Origin of the sequence: Paenibacillus sp. FSL R5-0810, assembly GCF_038002285.1 — a bacterium.
In the GTDB taxonomy this organism is placed as follows: Bacteria; Bacillota; Bacilli; order Paenibacillales; family Paenibacillaceae; genus Paenibacillus_AQ; species Paenibacillus_AQ lactis.
Window position 1 is genome coordinate 604916 of sequence record NZ_JBBOCF010000001.1, and the last position, 17875, is coordinate 622790.

Genomic DNA, 17875 nt, shown 5'->3' on the forward strand with positions numbered 1-17875 from the left:
ATTAGTCCAATTCCTTCATGGTCACGGTCCGCCCCTGCTCCGATGAACGGTATGCAGCTACAGCAACCGCGAGAGCGTGTAAACCGTCCTCGCCGGTGACTGAGGCTTCGGCTGCACCGGAGGAGATAGTGGCAATGAAGTCACGGATCAGCCCGGCATCCATGCTGTCGCCCCATGCATGATGGCGGTAGCCGGACTCATCGGTAAAGACGTGCAGCTTCTGGCTGGTCGCATTCACGCTAATCGTCCCCTGCGAGCCGATAATTTCCAAGGTAACGTCGCCCCAGGTCGGGTATTCCTTATTGCGTGACCAGCTGCAGTCGAGCGTCGCAAACACGCCGTTCTCAAATTCCATGGTCAGCATACCGCAATCATCGATCGGCTTCTCCGAAATCAAATGGCCGACCTCAGCGTAAACATCCTTTACCTCTGCGCCGGAGATCCAACGCATAATGTCTGCTACATGCACCGTATGATCGATGACGGCGCCTCCTCCGGAGAGAGCCGGGTCGATGAACCAGCCCCCGGGATTGCGCCCCCGGTTGGTCCCCTTCATGGCCAGGATGCGGCCTAATGCGCCGTCATCCACCAATTGCTTGGCGCGGATGACCGTGGAATTATAGCGGACGGGGAAGGCGGTCTGCAGCAGCACCCCGCTTGCCTTGCATGCTTCAATCATCTCTAGGGCATCCGCTATATTGGTGGATAGCGGTTTTTCGCAGAGAACATGGACACCGGCCTTGGCAGCGGCAAGAGTATGCTCTTTGTGACGGGCATTCTCGGAAGTGACGATGACACCGTCAATGCCTTGCGCCAGCAGCTCCCGGTAATCCGGATAATAGGTCGTTCCGAAATATTCCGCATACTTGGCTCCACGCTCCGCATCGGTATCGGCGATTCCGGCCAGCTCCACGCCGTCAATCTGGAGCAGCGCCTTCGTGTAGCTGAATGCATGCATATGTGCAAAGCTTATAACGCCAATCTTCATGACATCACCCCTCTATATGAATGAGCACCGACTAAGGCTCCGGAATCTGCATCTATCAGAACCGGCTGACCGGAAGACATGGACGACAGTGCCGCCAGCGCGATGCGCAATGCCTCGAGCGCATCCTCCGCCGTGACCAGCGGGTCGCTTCCGTCCTGAATGCAGGACATGAAGTGGGCAAGCTCGCGGTAATACGGGCTCTGGGCGAGCGGGCTTTCCGGGACGATGACGCCCGGGACCGTCTCCGAACGGCGGCGCGATTTGTATACGATCGGGGTGTCCGTCCGGCTGTCGTAATCTATAACGCCCTTCGTTCCGGCAATTTCGAAATGCATGGAGAAGCCCTCATGGGCCCAAGTCCCTTCGACATGGGCGATGACTCCGCTTCGGAACCGCAGGGTCACGAGCGCATAATCGAGCTGGGCCTGATGGCGGCCGTGAAGCCCCTTGGCGTATACGCGCTCAACCTCGCCGAAGCACCAGCGCAAATAGTCGAAATCATGGATCATCGCATCGAGCGTAACGCCGCCGCTGGCGCTGAAGTCGCTGTACCAGTCATTCCAGCCGATCGGATAACCGCCGCCGCGGCCGGCCCGGATGACGGCTGGCTTGCCGATCGATCCCTGGTCCAGCAGCGCTTTGGCTTTAACATACTCCGGAAAGAACCGAAGCACATGCCCGACGAACAATCGAACCCCCTTCTCGCGGCAATAGCGGATCATGAATGCGGCATCCTCCGCGCTGCGGGCGATCGGCTTTTCGCAGATGACGTGTTTGCCGGCATCGGCCGACTTCACGACATATTCCTTATGGAGCGGGGTTGGCAGGCAAATGTCGATAACATCGATACCGGCAAGGCCAAGCTCCTGCACCGCTTCCTCGAAGGAAGGGAACGCTCGGGTGCTCCATTTGGCAGCCAGACCGCTCGCTTTGTCCGCCTGGATGTCCGCGATGCCGACAAGCTTCACGCCAGGCATCACGGCATAGGCTGAAGCGTGGGCTCTTCCCATGGTGCCCGCCCCGATAACTAATACACGTATCATTTCATACACTCCTTTATAGATGGGACCGGCGACGCTCTTGTCGGCCGGGCTCGCAAACCATGTGAACTACAATCAAATTTTCGGCAGAACAAGCCGCTTAACCGTTAACCCTTAATACCGTTCATCGCAATCCCCTCAATGAAATAGCGCTGAAGGAAAATGAACAGGATGATGATCGGAAGCGTGGCCATTACCGCGCCAGCCATCAGCAGCGGGTAATCGGTGGAATGCTGTCCCTGGAAGCTGGAAATACCGATGGAGAGCACCCGCATTTCCTCGGAGCTGGTCATGATCAGCGGCCACAGCAGATCGTTCCAGGATGCCAGTATCGTAAAGATGGCAAGGGAGACGAGCGCGGCCTTGGACAGTGGCAAATAGATGTTCCAGTAGATGCGGAAATAACTGCAGCCGTCGATTTTGGCGGCCTCCTCAAGATCCTTCGGCAGCGTCATGAAAAACTGCCTTAACAGGAATGTGCCGAAGGCGCTGAATATGCCGGGCACAATCAGCACGTAGAACGTATCGAGCCATTCGAACTCGCGCATGATGACGAAGCTCGGAATCATGACGACCTGCGATGGCACCATCAGCACGGCCAGCAGCGCGAGGAATATCGTATTTTTGAACGGGAACCGCAGGCTTGCGAAGGCATAGGCGGCAAGGGAGCACAGCACGAGCTGGCCGGCGGTTCGCCCGAGCGTGACTATGACCGTATTCAAGTAATACGTGCCGAAATCTATGCTGTCGATCACCCGGGCATAGTTATCAAAGCGCCATTCGGTCGGGAGCCATTTCGGCGGGACGGACATGGAGTCCGCGAACGATTTGACCGAGGTGGAGAGCATCCACAGAAAGGGCATGATCATGACCAGCGCGCCGACAGCTAACAGGAGATGGGCAGCCAGACGGCTCGTTTTATCGGTTCGGGTTGTCGTTTTCACGTCGTATACTCCTCCTCCCGTTATTGGTAATGAACCCAGCGCTTTTGGATATACATCTGGACCATCGTAATCACCAGAATGACAATGAACAAGATGAAGGCCTGGGCGGATGCATAGCCCATATTAAAGTACTTGAAGCCGTCCTCCCATATGCTGTATACGACCGTCCGGGTGGATTCGAGCATCGTGGCCTGCTGGTCCATCATGATAAAGATCAGATCGAACACCTGAAAGGAATTGATGAAGGACATAACCAGTACAAAAAACAAGCTTGGCGTCAGCAGCGGCAGCGTAATCCGGAAAAACTTATACAGCGTCCCGGCCCCGTCCAAGGAGGCCGCCTCGTAGTAGCTCCCCGAGATTCCCTGCAATCCCGACAGCAGGATGACGGCATTGTAGCCGATGCTGCTCCATACACTGACAAGGACGATGGAGAAGAGGGCGAATTTCTCATCGAACAGCCAATTCGGCTGCGGTAAATTCATCGCGCCCAGCACATAGTTAATCAAGCCGAATTCCGAGTTGTACAGCCATTTCCATACCATGCCGACCGCAATCGGCATCGTGATGACAGGGATGAAATACAGCGTCCGGTAGAAGACCATCCCTTTGATTTTCTGGTTCAGCAGCACCGCCAGCACCGTTGCCAGCGCGACGGACAAGGGGACCGTGCCGACGGTATACAGGAGCGTGTTCAGCAAGGATCCCGTAAACTTGTCGTCCTGCATCAGATTGACGAAATTGTCGGTGCCGATAAACCGGGGGGAGGTTAACCCGTCCCATGCGGTAAACGACAGGAACAGCGATGCGGCGGAAGGAGCCATGTAGAACAGACCCAGGCCGAGCACCACAGGCAGGATGAAAACATAACCCCAGATGGCCTCGTTGATCGAAAGCTTGGAGGGCTTTCGTTTGGCGGACGTCCCCGGGGGATCCGTGGTGACTGTTACAGGAGAGCTCACAAGCAGCACCGTCCTTTCTTCATTAGTTATCGAGTAATGCGGTTAGCGAGTTGCTATAGTGCTTGCGTCACTTCATGATCCGGAAAGCCGATGAGCTCCCTATTTCGTTTCAGTAGCCAAAATAGCGTTCATCTGGTCCCCGGCATTTTTGAGAGCTTCTTCAAATGACTTTTTGCCCAGGAAGGCTGCCTGGATTTCCTTAACCTCGGCATCCTGCCATTCCGCGGTTTTCTGGGAAACGGGATACGGGACGGCAAATTCCAGACTGTCTACGAACACCTGCAGGTCCAAGGATGGAATCGATTTGAGCCAGCCTTCTTCCGTTCCCTTATAGGCAGGCATCGAGAAGCCCGATTCCGCCAGCAGCTCTTGACCTTCTTTCCCGGACAGGACTTGGATCAGCTCCCAGGCTTCCTGCTCGACCTTGGTCTTTCCGTTGATCGCCCAGCTCAGGCCATGAACGATGGAGGCCTTCTCCTTACCTGCCGGAAGGACCGCAACGCCAAGCTTGTCTCCAAGCAGCTCGTAGAGCTCCGGCGAATTGACCGATATCCCCGGGAACATGGCCGCTTTGCCGGAACCGAACAGCTGGCGGGATTTCGTCTCGAGCTGCTGCTGAGCCGTAGGGGAATAGCCTTTGTCGATCAAGCTCTGCTGCCATTTGAACGCCTCCAGCGCTTCCGGCGTATTGAAGCCGGAGGTTGTCTTATCCTCGGAGATGACGTAGCCTCCCGCTTGGGAGATATAGTTGTAATATCCGATTTGGCTGTCGATCGGGGCAATATAGCCGTAGATGCCGTTCGCCTTGTCGGTGAGCTTGGCGGCATTCTCTTCCAGCGTCTCCCAGGTCCAGGTTTCATCCGGGTAGGCAAGACCGGCCTTATCAAACAATTCCTTGTTGTAGTACAGACCGATGGAATCCTGGAAGTAAGGAAGGCCGTGGAGCTTGCCCTGATACGTATACATGTCGATCAGCGCTTCGTTATAGACCGAAGTATCCAGACCGCTTTGTTCAATGAGCGGGGACAGGTCTTTGATGAGACCCGAGGAAGCGTACGAGTGGAAGTTGGGACCGTTCATCCAATACACATCCGGGCCGCTGTTGCCGGCCAGGCTTGTTTTCAGCTTGGTCCAGTAATCCGCCCATGGCGTGTACGTCACCTTGACCTCGACATTCGGATGCTTCTGGTTGAAGATTTTGATCGATTGATCCAGCGTCTCCCGCACATTTTCATCCCACAAGGCGACATTGATCACTTTCTTGCCATTCTCTCCGCCGGACGCATTGCCGCCGCAAGCGGACAGAACGGCTGCGAGCATCAGGATTACGGAAAACAGGACCGCCATTCTTTTTCTCATCACATAAAACCTCCCTAAGGAACTTGGTTTGATCCAACACGTGACTCCAACTTGACGCTTGGCTTGAAAATGACTCCTCTTGCATTGCCCCCTTTATCTGTGATTAAAAAGTCATAGTTATTCCAATGATCGAAAAAAGTTGACACAGGTATGCCATGTTTTGAGTGGAATAACGATGCTTCTGTTGCGAAAGATTATATATTTTGATTCAAAATATTTCAAGACAGCGGTTTCATTTTGTTTTAAATTATTTTTTTCACATTTTATGATGTCGCTGCTGCACCTGTGGAACTTGAGTTATTTTCGTTAATGGAATAAGTTTATAACAGATTCCCCGAAATGGTATAGTGTAACTAGCGCTTGATCCGCCAGCTCCCAGGGTACCAACCGGGAACGAAGCGATGATGAAACGAAAGAAAGGTTGAACTTGCTTGAACAATATGAAAAAAGGCGACCACAAGCTGATCCAGGCGCTGAATCGGTCCAAGGTGCTAAACAAGATAAGGACGGAGGGTCCGATCTCCCGGATCGACCTGGCCAAGAAGAACAACATCAGTCCTTCAACGGTGGCGTCCGCCGTGCAGGAATTAATCAAGGACGGCTACGTCGTTGAAATCGGAACCGGCTCCTCCAGCGGGGGCAGAAAGCCGATCCTGCTTCAATTCAATCCCAATAACCACTATCTGTTTGCGGTTGCGATCACGAATTCCCTCATCATTCTGGCGGCGATGAACCTGGAAGCGAGCATATTGAAAAAGGCTACTTTTCCGATCGACGGACTTCAGGGAATAGAGCTCGTTGAGCGGCTCCTGCAGCTTACGGATGATTTTATCCGATCCTACGGCGGCAGAGGACAATGCGTTGGCCTATCCGTTACCGTGCCCGGAATCGTCAGCGATACTCAGGGCGTCGTCTACTACAACACCAAGCTGCGGATGGAGAACGTCCCGCTGAAACGGATCATGGAAGAGCGGTACGGTTTACGGGTATGGGTAGAGAACGATATGAACTCGGTGGCTCTGGCCGAGCGGCGGTTCGGCAGTTATTCCTACTCCAACCTGATTTACATTTCGATCGGCGATGGCCTCGGATCCGGGATTCTCATTAACGATACCCTGCTTCGCGGCAAGCATGGAGGAGCGGGGGAGTTCGGCCATACCAGCGTGAACTGGAACGGCATCCGCTGCGAATGCGGAAATATCGGCTGCCTGGATACCAGCATCAGCTGGGTGGCGATCTATTCCCGCATCATAACGGCGATCGCTACGGGGCGGCCGACCTTGATCCAGGAACTAAGCGGCGGCGACTATGCAAAAATTGACCCTTCGGTGTACAAGGAGGCGCTCCGGCGCGGTGACCGCCTGGCGATCTCGATTAACGAGGAGGTGGCGGAACATCTGGGAGCGGGCATCGTGAACCTCGTGAATATGTTTAATCCGGAGGCGCTTATTCTCGGCGGAGAAATGGCCTTGGAGAACGAGGAGCTGCTGGCGATGGTCCGCAACTATATTGACCGGCACGCCATGCCGATCCTCGCGAATGACATGGTATTCGGGCTTGCCTCGCTGGGCGGAGACGACAAGCTGATCGGCGCAGCGGCCGTCCTGCTGCAAGATCTGTTCGGCTTCTCGCTGATCGAATCTTCGATTTGACAACGTTTCCATCAGCACGTAATCTTGGGGTACATGAATCTCAATCGGAAGGGGAGCTAACGAATTGGAGCAATATATACTATCGCTGGATCAGGGAACGACAAGCTCGCGGGCGATATTATTTGACCGTAAAGGGCAAATCGTGCATTCCGCCCAAAAGGAATTTCCGCAGTACTTCCCTCAGCCGGGCTGGGTGGAGCAGAACGCCAACGAAATTTGGGGCTCGGTGCTTGCCGTAATCGCCACCTGCTTGTCGGAAGCCGGGGTCAAGACGGAGCAGATTGCCGGCATCGGCATCACGAACCAGCGGGAGACCGCGGTCATATGGGACCGGAAGACCGGTGATCCGATCTACCATGCGATTGTTTGGCAATCGCGTCAGACCGCAAGCTTGTGCGAGCAGCTGATTGCGGACGGACATGATTCGATGGTAAGGGAGAAGACAGGACTCCTGATTGATCCGTATTTCTCAGGAACGAAGATCAAATGGCTGCTGGATCATGTTGAGGGGGCCCGTGAGCGCGCGGAGCAGGGAGAGCTTCTCTTCGGTACGATCGACACTTGGCTCATCTGGAAGCTGTCCGGGGGCAAGGCCCACGTGACCGATTATTCCAATGCATCGCGGACGATGCTGTATAACATTCATGAACTGAAATGGGATGAAGAGCTGCTTGCGCTTCTCGATATTCCGGCCGTGATGCTGCCGGAGGTGAGGCCTTCCTCACAGGTATACGCGAACACGGTGTCGTATCATTTCTTCGGGCGCGAGGTTCCGATTGCGGGAGCGGCCGGGGACCAGCAGGCGGCGCTGTTCGGTCAGGCCTGCTTCTCGGAAGGGATGGTCAAGACGACTTACGGCACGGGCAGCTTCATGCTGATGAATACGGGGGATAAGCCCGTTAATTCCGAGCATGGCCTGATTACGACGATCGCCTGGGGCTTGGAAGGCAAGGTGCAGTACGCTCTGGAGGGCAGCGTATTCGTTGCCGGCTCCGCGATTCAGTGGCTGCGCGACGGACTCCGGATGTTCCGGGAGGCGAAGGATAGCGAGCCGTATGCACGCCGGGTAGATTCAACGGATGGCGTGTACGTCGTTCCCGCTTTCGTCGGACTCGGGAGCCCTTATTGGAACAGCGAAGCGCGCGGTGCTGTTTTCGGCCTGACGAGAGGCACGTCGAAGGAGCATTTTATCCGTGCAACACTGGAATCGCTCGCCTACCAGACGCGGGACGTGCTGTCTGTCATGATTGAGGACTCCGGGTACCGGATTCCGGCTTTGCGGGTGGATGGCGGCGCGGCTGCCAACACATTCATCATGGAGTTTCAGAGCGATATTCTGAACGTGCCGGTCGAACGGCCGGACATCCTGGAGACGACGGCGCTCGGAGCGGCCTATCTCGCCGGCCTTGCAGTCGGGTTCTGGAAGGACCAGGACGAAATCCGCAGTCTGTGGTCCGCCGGACAGCGGTTCGAGCCGAAGATGCCGGAGGAGACCAGGGAGAAGCTGTACAACGGGTGGAAAAAAGCCGTTTATGCGACAATGGCTTTTCATTGACGGGAATTATGCTATAATAAATATTAAGTGAATACATGTCTGGAGACTTGGAGAGACCACTGGACACACAAAAACCCGGCAGACGGGGATATCGTTGTGTGTTTGTGGTCTCTTTTTTGTTGTCTTTTTAGTCGCCTCTAGATATTAGGAATTCAGGAATTTAGGGTATATAGAGCTCGGGTAAAACATACAGGGAGGGATCAGTTGTGAAGCATTTACGGACATTTTCAAGCCTGGACCGCAAGAAGCGATTCCGGGAGATGGATACCACGCATTACGAATTAATCGTCATTGGCGGAGGAATTACGGGAGCAGGCATCGCGCTCGATGCAGCAACCCGCGGCATGTCAGTGCTGCTGCTGGAAATGCAGGATTTTGCATCCGGCACGAGCAGCCGTTCGACCAAGCTGGTGCACGGCGGGCTTCGTTATCTGAAGCAGTTCGAGGTCGGAATGGTGGCCGAGGTCGGCAAGGAACGAGCGGTGGTTTATGAGAACGGTCCCCATGTCACGACGCCGGAATGGATGCTGCTTCCGATTCACCAAGGCGGCACGTTCGGCAAATTCAGCACGTCGATCGGGCTGATGGTGTATGATTTCCTCGCCGGCGTCAAGCGGGGAGAGCGGCGCTCGATGCTCTCCTCGGAGGAGACGCTGAAGAGGGAGCCTCTCCTCAAGCGGGACGGCTTGAAGGGCGGCGGATATTACGTGGAATACCGGACGGATGACGCCAGACTGACGCTGGAAGTCATGAAGGAAGCGGCGGCCAGAGGCGCGAACGTGTTCAATTATGTAAAGGCCGAATCGCTGAATTACGATGCGAATGGACGCATTACCGGCGTTACGGCCAGAGACATGCTCGATGGTGAGGTTCGGCAGGTGACCGGCAGTCAGATTGTGAATGCATCGGGGCCGTGGGTCGACCGCGTGCGGGAAATGGATAAATCCAAGAAAGGAAAAATGCTGCAGCTGACCAAAGGCGTGCATCTGGTGATCGATCAATCGAAGTTCCCGCTTCGTCAAGCCGTATACTTCGATACGCCGGACGGACGGATGGTGTTTGCGATTCCAAGGGATGGAAAGACATACGTCGGGACTACGGATACGGTATATAAAGCTGATCCCGCACGGCCGTTCATTACAATCCAGGACCGGGATTACATCCTTAAGGCGATATCATATATGTTCCCGGACATCAAGCTGTCCCCGTCCGACGTAGAGTCAGGCTGGGCCGGCGTTCGGCCGCTCATTCTGGAAGAAGGTAAAAGCCCTTCGGAAATATCCCGCAAGGATGAGATCTGGGAATCTCCGTCGGGGCTTATTACGATTGCGGGCGGCAAGCTGACCGGCTACCGGAAGATGGCGGAAACCGTCGTCGACCTTGTTGCAAAGCGTCTTCAAGAGAGAGGCGGCAAGTCTTACGGCGCCGGCATAACCCGTGAGCTTCCGATATCCGGCGGCAAGGTTGGCGGTTCCGCTCAATTCCCGGATTATGTGCGCACTCAAGCCGATCAGGGCGCGGCGCTCGGGATTGACCGGAAGCTTGCAGAGCAGTGGGCGAAAATGTACGGCTCCAATGTGGCAGAATTATTCCGCTTGGCAGGGGAGGAAGCCGCGGGCACGGGAGCACAGGAGGAAGCGGAGGCGCTGCCGCTGTCGGTGCTCGTTCCGCTGCGGTATGCGATCGAGCACGAAATGGCCGTGAAGCCGGTCGACTTCTTTATCCGCCGGACAGGTTCATTGCTGTTCAATATCGAATGGACCAAGAGATGGAAGGAGCCGGTCATCGATTATATGGCTTCGTTACTCGGCTGGAGCAATGATGAGAAGGAGATGTACACTTTAGAGCTGCAAGAGGAGCTTGCCAGGGCGGAGCATGCCGCACCTTCCGAGGAGAGCGGGCTGGAAGCCGCGGCGGCTTCTGCAAGCAAGCTGTCATCCTGAATCCATCCCTAATGTTCGACCAGCTCCCGGGCGCGTGAAGCGGGAGTTGGTCTTGTTTTGATCGGTCAAGTTATAGAAGCATGGGCATCGGTGTGATATTCTATATACGTCGTCAAATATGAGAGGAGAGATCAACCGATGAACCACAAAGCGTATGAAGGCACGTTCCACGGCGAGCCTGCGGTATGGCTGCAGCACGGCCCTTATGAAGCGGCAATTTTGCCCGCAGTCGGCGGTAATCTTATAGCCTACCGGGATATCGAAAGCGGTTACCGGTTTCTGCGGGAGCCGGAAGCGGACGAAATGGAGTCGTTCAAGGAGAATCCCGGCGTACACGGAATCCCTGTCCTGTTTCCGCCAAACCGCTATGAGGACGGACGGTTCCCATGGAAAGGCAAGACCTATCAGTTTCCGGTGAATGAGGAGGCAACGGGCAATCATCTGCATGGCTTTTTACATACGACTCCGTGGTGGGTCGAGGAGTATGGCAGCACGGAAGCGGGCAGCTATGTCGTCGTATCGGTCAAGGTCGATGAAGACCATCCGGTATATGCGATGCTGCCTCACCGCTTCACCTTCCGTCTGCGCTACACGCTTAATCAAGACGGTCTGTCCCAGCATGTCTTGATTCGCAACGAAGGCGACAGCGACATGCCTTGCCTGCTCGCCTTCCATACAGCGATCATGGCGCCGTTTGCGCCAGGGAGCACGGCAGACGATGTGGTTGTCCGCATGACCATCGGCGAGCGTTGGGAGCTCAATGAACGCATGCTGCCGACCGGTCGCTTCCAGCCGCTGACTCCGGACGAGGAGAAGCTCCGCGGCGATGGAGTCAGCCCGTATTTTGCCGAGATGGACAATCATTATACGGCTGCTCAGCAAAACGGGAGAAACCGCATGGAGCTGACCGATACGCGCATCGGCAAAACATTCGTATACGATGTAGGCACTTCCTATAAGCAGTGGATGGTTTGGAACAACAAGGCATGCGGGAAGTTTTTCTGTCCGGAGCCGCAGGTCAACCTCGTCAACGCGCCGAATGTGGATCTGCCGGCCGACGAAATCGGCCTGTTCGGGCTGGCGCCGGGCGAGATCTGGGAATCCACCTCGCGCTTATACATGAAGAACTGATCGACAAGACTTTCAATCGAGTGAAAAAAAAGCGTATCGGAACCACCCGGTTTACGGGTTGACATGTCCGTACGCTTTTTTTACAGGTGGCCTATATGGCGCGTTGTCCGAGTCCCAACCATAATCATCTTGCAGCAGCTGCGCCGCCGCTTGAGGCTACCCTTTCAAGCTGAAAGAGGATGGGTTAGCCTGGCTCCGTCTTTTCCGCACACGGTCCGGAATGACAAAAAACGCAATATGCATGACGACAAACAGGCACAGCGCAATGAGCTCCTCTGCGAGAATGTAATAGGGATGCGGCCCGAGGAGATCAAGCAGGGAAGGGGTATTCGGCTTATGCATCAAAAACATGTAGTTGGACCCCAGCGCTGCATTTGCCAGTCCGACCACAAGTGCAGCGGCGTTCAGGAACAGCATGGTGTGGCCGATCGATTTCCAGGTCGGACGGTATCCGCGAATCCAAGTCATATACAGTGCCGTTAAGATAATGGCTATATGGACGATAAAGAAATGAAAGAAGCGGAAATGCGGGAATGGATAATCGAGATTGGGCGTCAGAATGGCCTGAAGCGCCCCGCCGATGCCTGCAAAATAGACGAGCGGATACAGCTTTGCCGAATCCGTTAGCAGCACTGCAGCTGATAGAAATAATGTAAGACTGCAGAGCTCAAGCGGCAGGGACGTTGCCGGATCCCATATCCCGGTGACGCCGTACCAAACATGAAGGGCTGCTTCAGGCAATACCAATGCAGCCAACAGGCCGATCCGTACCCCTTGCCGAAGCCAAGGACGGCTTCGAATCCTGTACCGGAACAGAAACAGCAGCAGTCCGAGGCCGGCCAGCATCCCGATAGCGACGAAGTGCCAGGGGGAGAAGGCGGCAAAGGATTGTGAATCGTCCGGATCAAAGATCGTTTCGATGACATAACATCCTTTCCGAAAACGTAGTATCTAAATATTATCATCCTTACATTTTGAAAGAAAGGCTGGTGTTGGATGACCATGCTTCGAGCGATAAAGCGGTTTACACTCACGATGTTATGCGCGGTGCTGCTGCTCGGGATGAGCGGGCTGACGGCATCCGGGAAAGCTGATGCGGCCTCCAAATACAAGAAGTTTTTCGATGTCAGCAGAAAGGGAGCGCCGATCCCGGGGCTGAGCGGAAACAAGGAGTGGGTGCCTCAGGGGCTGGCGCTCGTGCCAAGCAAAAACTGGATTATCATATCCCATTACTGGGGCAACAAAAACAAAAATCAAGCCAGCTCCATCTCGATCACAAACAGCAAAACGAATAAACGGATCAAGACGCTTTATTTATATGAGAGCGGAGGCAAGAAGCATACCGGACATGTTGGCGGACTTGCGGTAAGCAAGAAGCATCTGTGGATCGCATCGGGTAAAAATGTCTACCGCATTCCGCTAAGCACGCTCAGCAGCAAGAAGGATTACAGCAATATCGTCATGAGCAAATATTCGCTCGGACATAAAGCCTCCTATGCAACCTATGCTGATGGGGTTCTGTGGGTAGGCGAATATATGGACGGAGAAGATATCGGGAAGAAGCAGTGCGCCCCTGGACCAAAGGGCAAGCTGCGGGGGTATAAGCTGACTGGCAGCGATCTGTTGCCGCCTGGCCGCAAGCCATCTTACACCTGGACGACACCGGACAGGGTGCAGGGAGCGGTGGTGACCAAATCGCGGGTGCTGTACAGCCAGTCATGCGGCCGCAACAACGCCAGCACGCTCCTGATTTATACCCGCGGGACCTCGGGCAAGCCGGCGGCGACACCGCTGGCGATGCCGCCGATGTCAGAGAATATCGCACTCCGCGGCAACGATCTGTATGTCCTGTTCGAGTCCGGGGCGAGGAAGTATCGGAACGGGGCGATGCCCTTGAAGAACCTCTACATCGTCAATCTGAAAAAGCTGAAGCTGTAACATGAATCGGCGGTCCTAATAGCACAAAAGCACCCGCTTTCCTATAACAGGAAGGCGGGTGCTTTGCGCGTATGACAGGAGCGTAAGCTCGTCGTCTTACAGGACCGGCTGTCTCGCTTCGGCGACCAGCCGCTTGAGCGGCTCCTGCTTCCATCTCGGGATTCGAAGATGCTTGGCGGAGGGAGCCTTCTCCCCGAAGTATACGATGCCTTGCTCGACGTCCGTCACCTTGTCGATATTGACGTAACAGTTGCCTCCGACATAGTAGAATTGTTTGCCCGAGACCAGGGAATTGATGTTGTCGGCAGTCATTCTCTTTTTTATATTATAGTTCCTGCCGTGAAAGCTGACCAAACCGTGCGATCCGGTTTTAAAGAACAGAATGTCTGTCTCCACCACGAAGTCCTCATACATGTTGCGGGATTCCGATACGCGCTTCGTCATTCTGCTTCCCCCTTTTTCCTTGATCAACTATTGATAACGCTTACATTTTATCATGTTTTACTCGGGGATAAAAGAACTTTTTCGAAATGCCGCTAAAAAAGCCCTGTACCGACCGGTACAGGGCTTTATTTGCAGGGGTTGGCCAAGCTTCGGCAATCCTCCTGATAAGGCTTTTATTGGTTTTATTTAGCCGGCGTTGCTGCTGTATCTTCGCCTGCTGTATCTTTGCCTTCGGCATCTGCGGAGCTTTTATCGAGCGTGTTGGTGATTTTCGCTTTGTCCTTAAGCTCCTGGATGTAAGCCGGGGACTCCTGATACACCTTTTGGTTGACCATTTGGCCGCGGATTTCTTCCTTCTTCTCCTCAAAGGTCGGGTTGGTCGCTTCCTTGCGGTCGGTCAGCTTAATGATATGGTAACCGAAGGAGCTCTTAACCGGCTGGCTGATCTCGCCCTTCTTCAGCTTGAATGCAGCTTCCTCGAAGGCAGGGTCCATCTCGCCTCGACCGAAGAAGTCCAGGTCGCCGCCTTTATCCTTCGTTGCATCCTGGTTCTTCTCCTTGGCGATCGCAGCGAAGTCTGCGCCTTCCTGCAGCTCCTTGTAAATCTTGTCGGCTTCTTCCTTCGTTTCGACCAGAATGTGGGAAGCCCGCACCTGTTCAGGCGTAGCGAAGCTTTCCTTGTTCTGCTCAAAAATTTCCTTCACTTCATCATCGGTAACTTTGACTTTGTCGCCAAGCAGCTTCTTAAGCTTCACTTGCTCACGCATTTGCTTGCTTAGATCCTCTTCCGTCATGCCGGCCTGCATGAGCGCCATGTTGAACTGGTCCTCCGATGGGTAGCTTGCCTTGAGGGCGGCAACCTCGGCCGTTACCTCTTCGTCGGTTACGGTGAGGGACTTCTTGTTCATCTCCTGATCAATCAGCTCATCTCGGATAATGCCGTCAAGCGTTTGTGGTCCTCCGGCTTGCACCAGCGCATCATACAACCGGTCCTTCGTGATGCTGACGCCATTGACATTCGCTACCGCTTCGTTGCCGGATCCTTTGGCAAACGGAGGCACGATGAGGACGACAATCAGTGCCGCCGCGAGTACGAGGGAGGCGATCATCCATCCTTTGCTGCCGTTTCCGCCGCCGCCGGAAGGGGCTGCTTCCTCTTGCGAAGGCTGATCATCCGGGAGCATCAGTCCAACCTTGTCTTCCTCTTTGGACAAATCCAAGCTGCCCGAGTCGCGGAAATCCTCCCCGGAATGGCTCTCTTGCTGAATATTCTCCTCGGCTTGTCCGCTTTTCTCATCGGGCTCTCCCGGAAGATTTGGCTGCAAATCATTATCTTTCATTCAGTAATTGACTCCCTTCGATTCCAAATAATATGTTGGATCATTCTGTAACCACTGTACCAGATATGTCCGGGCTTTACCTTAAGAAAAAATAAAAAATATGAAATCAGGGATGGAATGCCCCCTAAACTATAGGAACAGCGTGCCCGCCAATCCGCAGACTATGCCCAGGATCACGACGGAGCCCGCCACGAACCAGAGCACCTTGCGGGGGAAGGATCGTCTTACCATAAACAAGGACGGCAGACTGATCGCCGGCAGCGTCAAGAGAAGAGCCGCCGCAGGCCCCGCTCCAAGTCCAGCCGCCATGAAGGCTTGGATGATCGGGATCTCCGCTGCCGTCGGGATGACGAAGAGCATGCCCATCACGGCGAAGAACATGATCGCCAATATGCCGCCGCCGGCAGCTTCACCGAGCTGAGGGAACATCCACACCTGCAGCGCTCCGAGCAGCAGCACGGCAATGAAGTACGAGGGAACGACCCGGATGACCATGTCGGCGATGCTCGACATCCAGCGTTTCCACAGCGGACGAGGGTCGGTCTCGTCAGGCTGCTCCGCGGCGTCGATCTCTACAGGAGCTGCTTCCTTCGAGATCCGGTTGGCCAGGTAGCTGACACCAAAGGTCAGAAGGATCCCGAACACGAGCCGCAGCAGCGTGAATTTCCAGGACAGCACAAAGGTCATGAATACGAGTGTAGCCGGGTTTATGGTCGGATTGCCGATCCAGAAGGCGAGGGCCGAGCCAACGGATACCTTTTTCTTACGCAAGCCGACCGCGATTGGAGCCGCGCAGCAGGAGCACATCATGCCCGGTATGGATGCCAGGCCTCCGATTGCTGTGCTGCCGAAGCTGGATTTGCCCAGCACGCGCAGAAGCCAGCCTTGCGGGAGCAGAGATTGCACGAGGCTTCCCAGCAAAATGCCGAGCACGGCGGCTTTCCATACGGCTTTAAAGTAGGTGACGGCATAGTCCCAGGCCGCTTGCCAAGACGGTAAGGTGTTATCCGGTTGAAAGTTCAGGATGGATGAGCCGATACTGTGATCTACGATCGCTTTAAGGGCTTTATTGTAATACGGCCACCATTTTACATATGTCAATCCTGCCGCCGCGATCATGATAAACAGGACGATAAACCATAAGGTTTTTCTGCGGTCTGTATGATGAAGCGGCATTCGGCCATCATTGGTGTGAGTCATAGTCGAGATTCCTCCGATATATCTGGGATGATAAACATATTCCAATCCATTATTATACCATAAATCAAGCATAAGCAACTATTTTACCAGGGAATCAGATACGCGAACCAGGATTAGACTTCCTGCGGTTGATTTTTTATAATAGAAAGGAGGGTTTTACAAATCCTGAGGTAAATGCGTAGCGTAATAAACGAAATTGTTTTTCCCCGGAGTCCTTGAGCTGTGTTTCACCGGCACCTCATATCCGGGGTTGTTGCATGTTGAATCCCTAACGGGGGTAACAGCCGTAATATATATAATGAAGGGAAGTCCTAGAAATGAGTCAATCCGACAAAATAAAGCTAACCTCTTATTCCTCCAAAGGCGGCTGCGGCTGCAAGATCGGCCCGGCCGACTTGGCGCAGGTCATACGCAAGCTGCCCCAAACGGAGCCGAATCCGAATTTGCTCGTCGGGCTGGATACGAGCGATGATGCCGGCGTCTATCGTCTTACGGATGACCTCGCCATGGTGCAGACGGTCGATTTCTTTACGCCGATCGTTGATGATCCTTACGATTTCGGGCAAGTGGCCGCAGCCAATGCAATCAGCGACATTTACGCGATGGGCGGCAAGCCGCTGACGGCGCTGAATATTGTGGCATTTCCGATTTCGACGCTGGACAAGCAGGTACTGGCCGACATCCTCCGCGGTGCGGGCGATAAGCTGAAAGAAGCGGGCGTTACGCTGGTCGGCGGTCATTCGATCGACGACAAGGAGCCGAAATTCGGCTTGGCCGTTACAGGGACTGTTCATCCGGATAAGATCAGAACAAACGCCGGCGCTAAGCCGGGCGATGCCCTGATCTTGACCAAGCCGATCGGCGTCGGCATTATGTCCAGCTCCATGAAGAAGGATTTGTTAAGCGATGATGAGATCCGCCGTGTCACGGCAGTTATGGCTGCTTTAAATAAAACCGCCGCTGAAATCATGGAGCCTTATCAAGTGCATGCGTGCACGGACGTTACCGGCTTCGGTCTCCTCGGTCATACGCTTGAAATGGCGAAGGGAAGCGGAGCGGGAATCCGGATTATCAAATCCGCTGTGCCGGTATTGGAACGGGTAAGGGAGCTTGCCGAACTCGGCGTCATTCCGGGAGGAACGAAGAACAACTTCGACCATGTGAAGGACTCCGTTGATTTTCCGGACGGAATGGACCAATACGATAAGTGGATTCTGAGTGATGCCGTCACATCTGGAGGCCTTTTGATTGCGGTGGAGGGCTCCCAGGCGGACGCGCTTCTTCAAGAGCTGCAGGCTGCGGGATTAGAGGCCGGCCGGATCGGAGAGGTCGTTTCCGAGCATGGCGGACGGATCTCGGTTGAATGGTAAGCAAGCAAG

The 17875-nt window shown here is 54.6% G+C and carries 15 protein-coding genes; 6 read left to right on the plus strand and 9 right to left on the minus strand.

Features of this window, described 5'->3' with window-relative positions; translation table 11 throughout:
• Position 1: 1 nt before the first annotated feature.
• The 5 genes from MKX76_RS02810 to MKX76_RS02830 form a co-directional block, all read right to left on the minus strand.
• Positions 2-988, minus strand: coding sequence for a Gfo/Idh/MocA family protein (locus tag MKX76_RS02810; protein ID WP_007132164.1), 987 nt, complete (start codon positions 986-988; stop codon positions 2-4).
• Positions 985-2031, minus strand: coding sequence for a Gfo/Idh/MocA family protein (locus MKX76_RS02815; RefSeq protein ID WP_007132163.1), 1047 nt, complete (start codon positions 2029-2031; stop codon positions 985-987). The genes MKX76_RS02810 and MKX76_RS02815 overlap by 4 nt, the downstream gene beginning before the upstream one ends.
• A gap of 104 nt (positions 2032-2135) precedes the next feature.
• Positions 2136-2972, minus strand: a complete 837-nt coding sequence (locus MKX76_RS02820; protein ID WP_007132162.1) for a carbohydrate ABC transporter permease — start codon at positions 2970-2972, stop codon at positions 2136-2138.
• A gap of 20 nt (positions 2973-2992) precedes the next feature.
• Positions 2993-3934, minus strand: a complete 942-nt coding sequence (locus MKX76_RS02825; protein ID WP_007132161.1) for a carbohydrate ABC transporter permease — start codon at positions 3932-3934, stop codon at positions 2993-2995.
• Between the two features lie 99 nt (positions 3935-4033).
• A complete protein-coding gene (locus MKX76_RS02830; protein ID WP_341032958.1) occupies positions 4034-5293 on the minus strand; it encodes an ABC transporter substrate-binding protein in 1260 nt (419 codons plus the stop codon).
• Positions 5294-5733: 440 nt separating this feature from the next.
• Between MKX76_RS02830 and MKX76_RS02835 the strand changes: the two genes are divergently transcribed.
• From MKX76_RS02835 to MKX76_RS02850, 4 genes are all read left to right on the plus strand, one after another.
• Positions 5734-6945: an ROK family transcriptional regulator gene (locus MKX76_RS02835; protein WP_341035018.1), complete on the plus strand. Its 1212-nt coding sequence runs from the start codon at positions 5734-5736 to the stop codon at positions 6943-6945.
• A gap of 64 nt (positions 6946-7009) precedes the next feature.
• Positions 7010-8500, plus strand: a complete 1491-nt coding sequence (gene glpK / locus MKX76_RS02840) for a glycerol kinase GlpK (protein ID WP_341032959.1) — start codon at positions 7010-7012, stop codon at positions 8498-8500.
• A 260-nt stretch (positions 8501-8760) separates the two neighbouring features.
• Entirely contained in the window at positions 8761-10443 is a 1683-nt protein-coding gene (locus MKX76_RS02845) for a glycerol-3-phosphate dehydrogenase/oxidase (protein ID WP_341035019.1), read from the plus strand.
• Between the two features lie 138 nt (positions 10444-10581).
• The gene (locus MKX76_RS02850) at positions 10582-11574 is read left to right on the plus strand and encodes an aldose 1-epimerase (RefSeq protein WP_007132156.1); all 993 of its coding nucleotides are present in this window, start codon (positions 10582-10584) and stop codon (positions 11572-11574) included.
• A gap of 156 nt (positions 11575-11730) precedes the next feature.
• On the opposite strand, the gene MKX76_RS02855 is transcribed toward MKX76_RS02850, so the two are convergent.
• Positions 11731-12525 carry a YwaF family protein gene (locus tag MKX76_RS02855; RefSeq protein WP_341035020.1) on the minus strand — a complete coding sequence of 265 codons (795 nt, stop codon included), beginning with the start codon at positions 12523-12525 and terminating at the stop codon, positions 11731-11733.
• Between the two features lie 51 nt (positions 12526-12576).
• On the opposite strand from MKX76_RS02855, the gene MKX76_RS02860 reads away from it, so the two are divergent.
• Positions 12577-13512: a hypothetical protein gene (locus MKX76_RS02860; protein ID WP_341032960.1), complete on the plus strand. Its 936-nt coding sequence runs from the start codon at positions 12577-12579 to the stop codon at positions 13510-13512.
• 96 nt (positions 13513-13608) lie between these two features.
• Here the strand turns inward: MKX76_RS02860 and MKX76_RS02865 are convergent, their stop codons facing one another.
• From MKX76_RS02865 to MKX76_RS02875, 3 genes are all read right to left on the minus strand, one after another.
• On the minus strand, positions 13609-13956 hold the full coding sequence (locus MKX76_RS02865) for a hypothetical protein (RefSeq protein WP_007132153.1): 348 nt from the start codon (positions 13954-13956) through the stop codon (positions 13609-13611).
• A 182-nt stretch (positions 13957-14138) separates the two neighbouring features.
• The gene (locus MKX76_RS02870; protein WP_341032961.1) at positions 14139-15296 is read right to left on the minus strand and encodes a peptidylprolyl isomerase; all 1158 of its coding nucleotides are present in this window, start codon (positions 15294-15296) and stop codon (positions 14139-14141) included.
• A gap of 129 nt (positions 15297-15425) precedes the next feature.
• Positions 15426-16496 carry a permease gene (locus tag MKX76_RS02875; RefSeq protein WP_341032962.1) on the minus strand — a complete coding sequence of 357 codons (1071 nt, stop codon included), beginning with the start codon at positions 16494-16496 and terminating at the stop codon, positions 15426-15428.
• A 317-nt stretch (positions 16497-16813) separates the two neighbouring features.
• On the opposite strand from MKX76_RS02875, the gene selD reads away from it, so the two are divergent.
• Positions 16814-17866 carry a selenide, water dikinase SelD gene (gene selD / locus MKX76_RS02880; RefSeq protein WP_210094712.1) on the plus strand — a complete coding sequence of 351 codons (1053 nt, stop codon included), beginning with the start codon at positions 16814-16816 and terminating at the stop codon, positions 17864-17866.
• Positions 17867-17875: the final 9 nt, after the last annotated feature.

Bases quoted from the DNA above. Each gene is read 5' to 3' on its own strand.
- MKX76_RS02810 (WP_007132164.1), bottom strand. From the start codon at position 988: ATGAAGATTGGCGTTATAAGCTTTGCACATATGCATGCATTCAGCTAC.
- MKX76_RS02815 (WP_007132163.1), bottom strand. From the start codon at position 2,031: ATGATACGTGTATTAGTTATCGGGGCGGGCACCATGGGAAGAGCCCAC.
- MKX76_RS02830 (WP_341032958.1), bottom strand. From the start codon at position 5,293: ATGAGAAAAAGAATGGCGGTCCTGTTTTCCGTAATCCTGATGCTCGCA.
- MKX76_RS02835 (WP_341035018.1), top strand. From the start codon at position 5,734: ATGAAAAAAGGCGACCACAAGCTGATCCAGGCGCTGAATCGGTCCAAG.
- MKX76_RS02845 (WP_341035019.1), top strand. From the start codon at position 8,761: ATGGATACCACGCATTACGAATTAATCGTCATTGGCGGAGGAATTACG.
- MKX76_RS02850 (WP_007132156.1), top strand. From the start codon at position 10,582: ATGAACCACAAAGCGTATGAAGGCACGTTCCACGGCGAGCCTGCGGTA.
- MKX76_RS02860 (WP_341032960.1), top strand. From the start codon at position 12,577: ATGCTTCGAGCGATAAAGCGGTTTACACTCACGATGTTATGCGCGGTG.
- MKX76_RS02865 (WP_007132153.1), bottom strand. From the start codon at position 13,956: ATGACGAAGCGCGTATCGGAATCCCGCAACATGTATGAGGACTTCGTG.
- MKX76_RS02870 (WP_341032961.1), bottom strand. From the start codon at position 15,296: ATGAAAGATAATGATTTGCAGCCAAATCTTCCGGGAGAGCCCGATGAG.
- MKX76_RS02875 (WP_341032962.1), bottom strand. From the start codon at position 16,496: ATGACTCACACCAATGATGGCCGAATGCCGCTTCATCATACAGACCGC.
- selD (WP_210094712.1), top strand. From the start codon at position 16,814: ATGAGTCAATCCGACAAAATAAAGCTAACCTCTTATTCCTCCAAAGGC.